Below are 5,547 nucleotides of genomic sequence, written 5' to 3'. Positions count from 1 at the left end.
ATCACCCTCGAAAAAGCTGACTAAAGAACAGTTTGAATCTTATGCCAAAATGGAAGCATTAGAAAAACAAGTAACAGCTTGGGAAAAGACCAAAGAGAAGATAAAAAAGATGTTATGGTGGGATGATGTTGCTAAAGGCTTAGCCAAGCTAAACCAACAAAATGACACCTCCCCAGAAAATGGCGAGACAACGGATACCACAACTTCCCCTGCAGATACCACCCCACTAGCCACGCTTAGCGCTGATGGCAAGGCGTGGTTTATTCATCCGGTAGCATTATTTAATTTCAAACCGAAATTTTGTATAACAGTTGATATGTTAAAGCAGATTTTCACTTCTGTATCAAATAATCGGCGAGATTTATTACAATTCATAGTAAATGATATTAACGTTCATATGAACAAATATAAACTTGATACACCTCTTAGATTAAGTCATTTTTTTGCTCAAATTAGACAAGAAGTTGGTTTATCACTACAAACTGAAGAAAATTTTACTTATAGTGTTAGTGGATTAAAAACAACATATAAATATTTTAAAAATAATCCTGAAGATGCAATAAAGCATGGTTATCCTGATGGATCTCCAAAAAATTTAAGAACTGTATCGGAGGAGAGCCAAAAATTTGTTGCAAATAAAGCCATGGGAGATAGATTAGGAAATCTTGGCTCAGATACTGATGATGGTTGGAATTTTAGAGGAAGAGGGTTAAAACAGTTAACGGGTAGGGATAATTATGTAGATTTTGCAAATGGATATCAGGAAATTTGGGGTGGGGAGTACATTAATTTTGTTGATAATCCAGATTTATTACATACAAATTATAAATATATAGTTCATTCTGGTGTCTATTTTTGGCTTAAATATAAATTATACAATATTGCAGATCAAGGTTCTGATGAATCAACAGTAAATCTGATAACTGCAAAAATTAATCAGCATACTAAAAGTTATAAAGATAGGTATAATCATTTCAAGGAAATCTATGATGATAAAAAAATCTTTCAAAATATTTAAAACTTTTAATTTTATAATATTTATTGTGCTAAGCAGCTTTCCTCTTGTTTGCTATGCAAAAAAAGAACCGTTATCATTAAAAATATTACCAACTTTCTCTCCTTTTACCCAGCAATACGAAGAAGATGATGAAGATGATAACGGAGAATATTCTCATGCCTATTCGATTGATTTTTATAATGCAATTAGTACTGTCCATCCTCCAGTATTAGTAAACTACGATGGATTGAAATCAATATTGTTATTTGTTCCTGCAAATCCCAAAGATCCTAATAAGGAAAACCATCATCTTGTTTATAATTTTAATTTAGGTAATTTTAAACTAAATGAAGTTGGAACTATTTTCACCCACGAGATATTATCAATTTTTAGTTATAATCCTAATGAAGAAAATGCCATGATTTTTGTTCTTCAAAAAAATAAATCGGGGGAGGAAACTTTATATTCGAATGTTCGATTTTCAGTTTTAAAAGAAGAAGGCGGATTGTATATCCAATCTTTTAAGACAGATAGAATAAGTATTGCTGGTTTAGATAACTGTATTGATGGTGGTATTGATTATTTGGGTAACACACAAATATGTAAGTATAAAGATGCTTCATCGATAAGGGGTTTTTTTGATAACATCATAAAAAATAAAAGATTTTAATTCTATTTCTTTTTAATGAGGCATTACAATGAAGTTTAAAACAATGTTGTTTATATTATTAAGCTCAATTTTTACAGGGCAAAATGCTTATGCCGATTCCTATGAGGATTTAGAGAATATTCCAGAAGAATATCGATTTCCTAAATATGATAACATCGCTCATCCACCAATTGATGTTGAATATAAAGGTAAGAAAGGTACTGCTCTATTTCTTAGCAATACTTTTGATGATGGAAGACGTAATTTAGAGGTTTATTTTTTAACTAATAATAATAGAGAATTATATAAAGTAGTAGAAGTTTATACATATCAATATGGACGACATAGAGAAGTAGTAAGTGCCTTCGAATTTACTAGAAAAAAATCCGGTGATAAATATATCTACATTTTATTGAAAGACGGTACAGGGCCAACGATAAGGTATAGTTTTATAGAATTACCTTTATCTGTAAAAGATGATGGTATATTAAGAGCATTATATTTTATAGGAGATGATGCTTTTATATCAAAAATCAGTTGTATAGATAATTTTAAAACAGAAAAACGCTGCGAATTTTCAACGAAAGAGGGATTAATAGAATATCTTAATAAAGAAGGAAGACAATAATGAAATCGAATTAGCCACAGACACCGAGGCATGGAGTAAACACCCCTTACAAGCTAGCCAATTAACGAGCAGCAATCATAATATTGGCACACCACTCCTACTTGATATGAGTGATAATAACGTGAAAACACGCCAGCATCGAGCGGTGGATGAGCAAGATACCTTATGGATATACATAGAAAAAGCCCTTGACGATAAAAATATCACTATGTCGCCTGGTTGGCTATCAACCGAAAGCGAAGGTGTGAAGAAAGTGAGTTGCTGGGATTGGTTTGATTTTAAGCAAATTAAAGAAAATGCCAGCCTGAAAGACATTTATCTGAGTGCTAAAAAAACCTTAAGCAGAAATAAGGATAATGCATCACTAGAACAATACACGCCAACAATAAAAGAAACATTAACAATATTAGACAAGCAATACAATTCTAGCGATCAGAAATATGCGAAGATAGATATTAATAGCTTTAATAAGATAATTAATAAGCCAATATTAGCCTCATCACTGGGTCGCCTGTTAATCCATTATGAAAGTGAATGGTATGGCAAACTGGATTCGGAAGGCAAATTGCCAAAATGGGAAGCGTTAAATAGTGAAATGACAGAAAATGTCAGCAATGTATTGGATTATTTAACGGAAGGAGACGAAGTAAAACTGGATGCTTATATCAACACGCTAGAAACAAGCAAACAACAGTCAGAAAAAAAAGGTTTTGAAGCGTTAAGAAGAAAAATTGAAAGGCTCCCAGAAGATTATAAAAGCAACCCACAGAAAAAGTTGAACAAAGGACAACTTGAAATTTATACACAAATACAAAAGCTAGAACAAAAAGTCATGGCTTGGGACAAAACCAAAGAGAAAATCAAGAAAATGTTATGGTGGGATGATGTTGCTAAAGGCTTAGCTAAGTTGAATCAACCTAAAGACACGCCTCCAGAAAATGGCGAGACAACCAATACCACAACCACCCCAACAGACTCAGCCCCACCGGCCACGCTTAGTGCTGATGGTAGGGCGTGGTTTATTCATCCCGTGGCGATGGTAGGGTATTTCAACATCAAATCAATAGGCATAGTTACTTATCATATTTATCATGATGGAAAAATTGAAAAACATATACCACAAGAAATACTGAAAGGTTATGAACAAAAATATAAATATGTTTATCATGATAAGCGTAATAATATTCATCAATTAGGCATATATGATTATATTGAAATACAAAATAATTTCTATCCACATCAAAGATATGGTCTTACCAAATATATTCACCTTATTGATTTAAGAAATGTATCTCAAGATTACTCACAATATGGTTTAGTATACCGTTTTAATGTTGATAGTGACCAACAACGATATTTTATGAATGGTGATACCTTGGCAAGTTTTTTGGGAGCAATGTTAGAGGTGAATTTTACTGATATCAGTTGTAATGGTTTTAGTACTATTAAAGGCGGGTCAGGGAGTAGTAAATCTCATCGTAATGGATATCATGGTGATTTTAAATATTTAAAGAAAGATGGAATTTTAACAAAAGGAGCAGGGACTAGTCTTTTCATTGATGTCCATCCTGAATTATTAGATGTGGAACGTCAAAATAAATGGAATGATGCATTATATAAATTTGGTTGGACCAATATGCTTGGTTGGAGTTATACCTTAAACGGAGTTAAAAAATTTCCAAACCATATAACAAAGGACACAAATAACCACAATCATCATTTGCATGTGCAATTTTATGATATGAAAAAAGTGAAGGAAATCAAAAAGTGAAATATTTTACTTATCCTATTGTTATTTATTTAATAACATTTGGCTACCTTAACATGGCAATGGCTGATCATTTTAAAAATGATTTATGCCATTATCAAAAAATAGACTTACCTTATTCTTCTAGGGATTTAGAAAAATACTATTATTGGGATGATGAAATAGGTGAATTACACTTGTTATCTAATGAAAAAATTCCTTTTCGGTTTCAGTTCAAAGAATACTCATATACCCCAAAACTACAAAGATTCACTTATAAAAATAGTTTTTATTTTCCGGCTGTTTACTTTAATTACAAAAATATCGTATATAAAGGAATAGTCTATATGTATTATGGTGATAATGATAATCCTGTATTTATTTTTCAATTAAATAGTTATGATGCTAAAGGGCATTTTATTGATGCTATTGTTTTAGATGCACGATTAAGCGCTGAAGGCGAAGCATTATGGTGGAGCGATTTTAAGATACAGGCAAATGGCAAAATTTTAGTAAATCAAATAGAACAAACCTTAATTGATAATGATCCTAAATTTAAAAATGGTGATATTCATTTTCTCAAAAAATCGGTATATCAAATGACTACTTCGGGTGAGTTTAAAAAAGTGAAAGAAAAAATTATCAATGCTATATAAAATTAATGAAAACCCGTTTTATAATCTGATTTATACAGATTGGTCAAAAGTTAAAGGCAAATTTTTATAATGAAAGTATCTTATTGTATTGGCTTGTTATTATTTATTAATACTCCGCTTTGTTATAGTCAGCTCTCTACTATTGATAAAAAATATACAGGGGCTTCATTTGTAAAAGAAGTTAATGTCGATGAGTTAATTAACAAATGTTATAGCCATGAAGATTTTTGGGAAAAGCTTAGCAATCAACAACGCGAAATTGATAGGAACCGTTGCCCTTTAAATACTACTGAGTTCGATTTTAATAGGCTGTATGATTTAATAGATAAAAGAACGGTCATATATCGTGATGGTGACCTAGAATTAGTTATGGATAGAAAAAAAAGCAAAATTCCTAGTAATAAGCCTAATTATTCACTTGAAGATATTGTTTATGAAGTGAATCTATCGCTTGTTTATAAGCAACAAATCAGAGATACCATTACGTTAGCAAGCTACGCTTATAATTCTCATCAAGCTTTTTATTTACATTCAAAATATTACTATATTGATTCTAATAACAGTGATGTATACACATTATCATTAAATGAATACAGTAGACATATAGAATCAGTAAAATATAAATATTATCAAATTGATAAAGAAAATTTGCAATTTAAGCTTAAAGAATTTTTATTTGATGATGGTTATAAATATCGTATTATTTATCCAGATCAATTTGAAGTGCTCGATAAATCTGGGCCTTCAAATTTTGAAACGGATAAACTTAGAACTTGTTATCAAGATGAATATAATACGACTTGCAATATAGAATCTTACAACTATTATCATGACCTTTTAGTTAAAAAATTAGCATTACTTCAAGCAAAA

The 5,547-nt window shown here is 30.9% G+C and carries 6 protein-coding genes; all 6 read left to right on the top strand.

The window, feature by feature from the left end:
- Positions 1-49: 49 nt before the first annotated feature.
- The gene (locus A9G45_RS12880) at positions 50-1,018 is read left to right on the top strand and encodes a glycoside hydrolase family 19 protein (RefSeq protein WP_065568305.1); all 969 of its coding nucleotides are present in this window, start codon (positions 50-52) and stop codon (positions 1,016-1,018) included.
- Positions 987-1,667 carry a hypothetical protein gene (locus A9G45_RS12875; RefSeq protein WP_141673696.1) on the top strand — a complete coding sequence of 227 codons (681 nt, stop codon included), beginning with the start codon at positions 987-989 and terminating at the stop codon, positions 1,665-1,667. The genes A9G45_RS12880 and A9G45_RS12875 overlap by 32 nt, the downstream gene beginning before the upstream one ends.
- 28 nt (positions 1,668-1,695) lie before the next feature.
- Positions 1,696-2,274 carry a hypothetical protein gene (locus A9G45_RS12870; RefSeq protein WP_065568303.1) on the top strand — a complete coding sequence of 193 codons (579 nt, stop codon included), beginning with the start codon at positions 1,696-1,698 and terminating at the stop codon, positions 2,272-2,274.
- A gap of 121 nt (positions 2,275-2,395) precedes the next feature.
- Complete coding sequence (locus A9G45_RS14805; RefSeq protein WP_255307158.1) at positions 2,396-4,045, top strand: hypothetical protein; 1,650 nt, start codon at positions 2,396-2,398, stop codon at positions 4,043-4,045.
- Positions 4,042-4,677 carry a hypothetical protein gene (locus A9G45_RS12860; RefSeq protein ID WP_065568202.1) on the top strand — a complete coding sequence of 212 codons (636 nt, stop codon included), beginning with the start codon at positions 4,042-4,044 and terminating at the stop codon, positions 4,675-4,677. Before A9G45_RS14805 ends, A9G45_RS12860 begins: the two co-directional genes overlap by 4 nt.
- Positions 4,678-4,746: 69 nt before the next feature.
- Positions 4,747-5,547, top strand: an 801-nt coding sequence (locus A9G45_RS12855; RefSeq protein ID WP_141673695.1) for a hypothetical protein, incomplete at its 3' end; no start/stop codon positions are given.

Source organism: Gilliamella sp. HK2 (assembly GCF_001690265.1).
In the GTDB taxonomy this organism is placed as follows: Bacteria; Pseudomonadota; Gammaproteobacteria; order Enterobacterales; family Orbaceae; genus Gilliamella; species Gilliamella apicola_C.
Note: the sequence above shows the minus strand (reverse complement) of the source record. Positions and strands in the feature narration are given on the sequence as shown.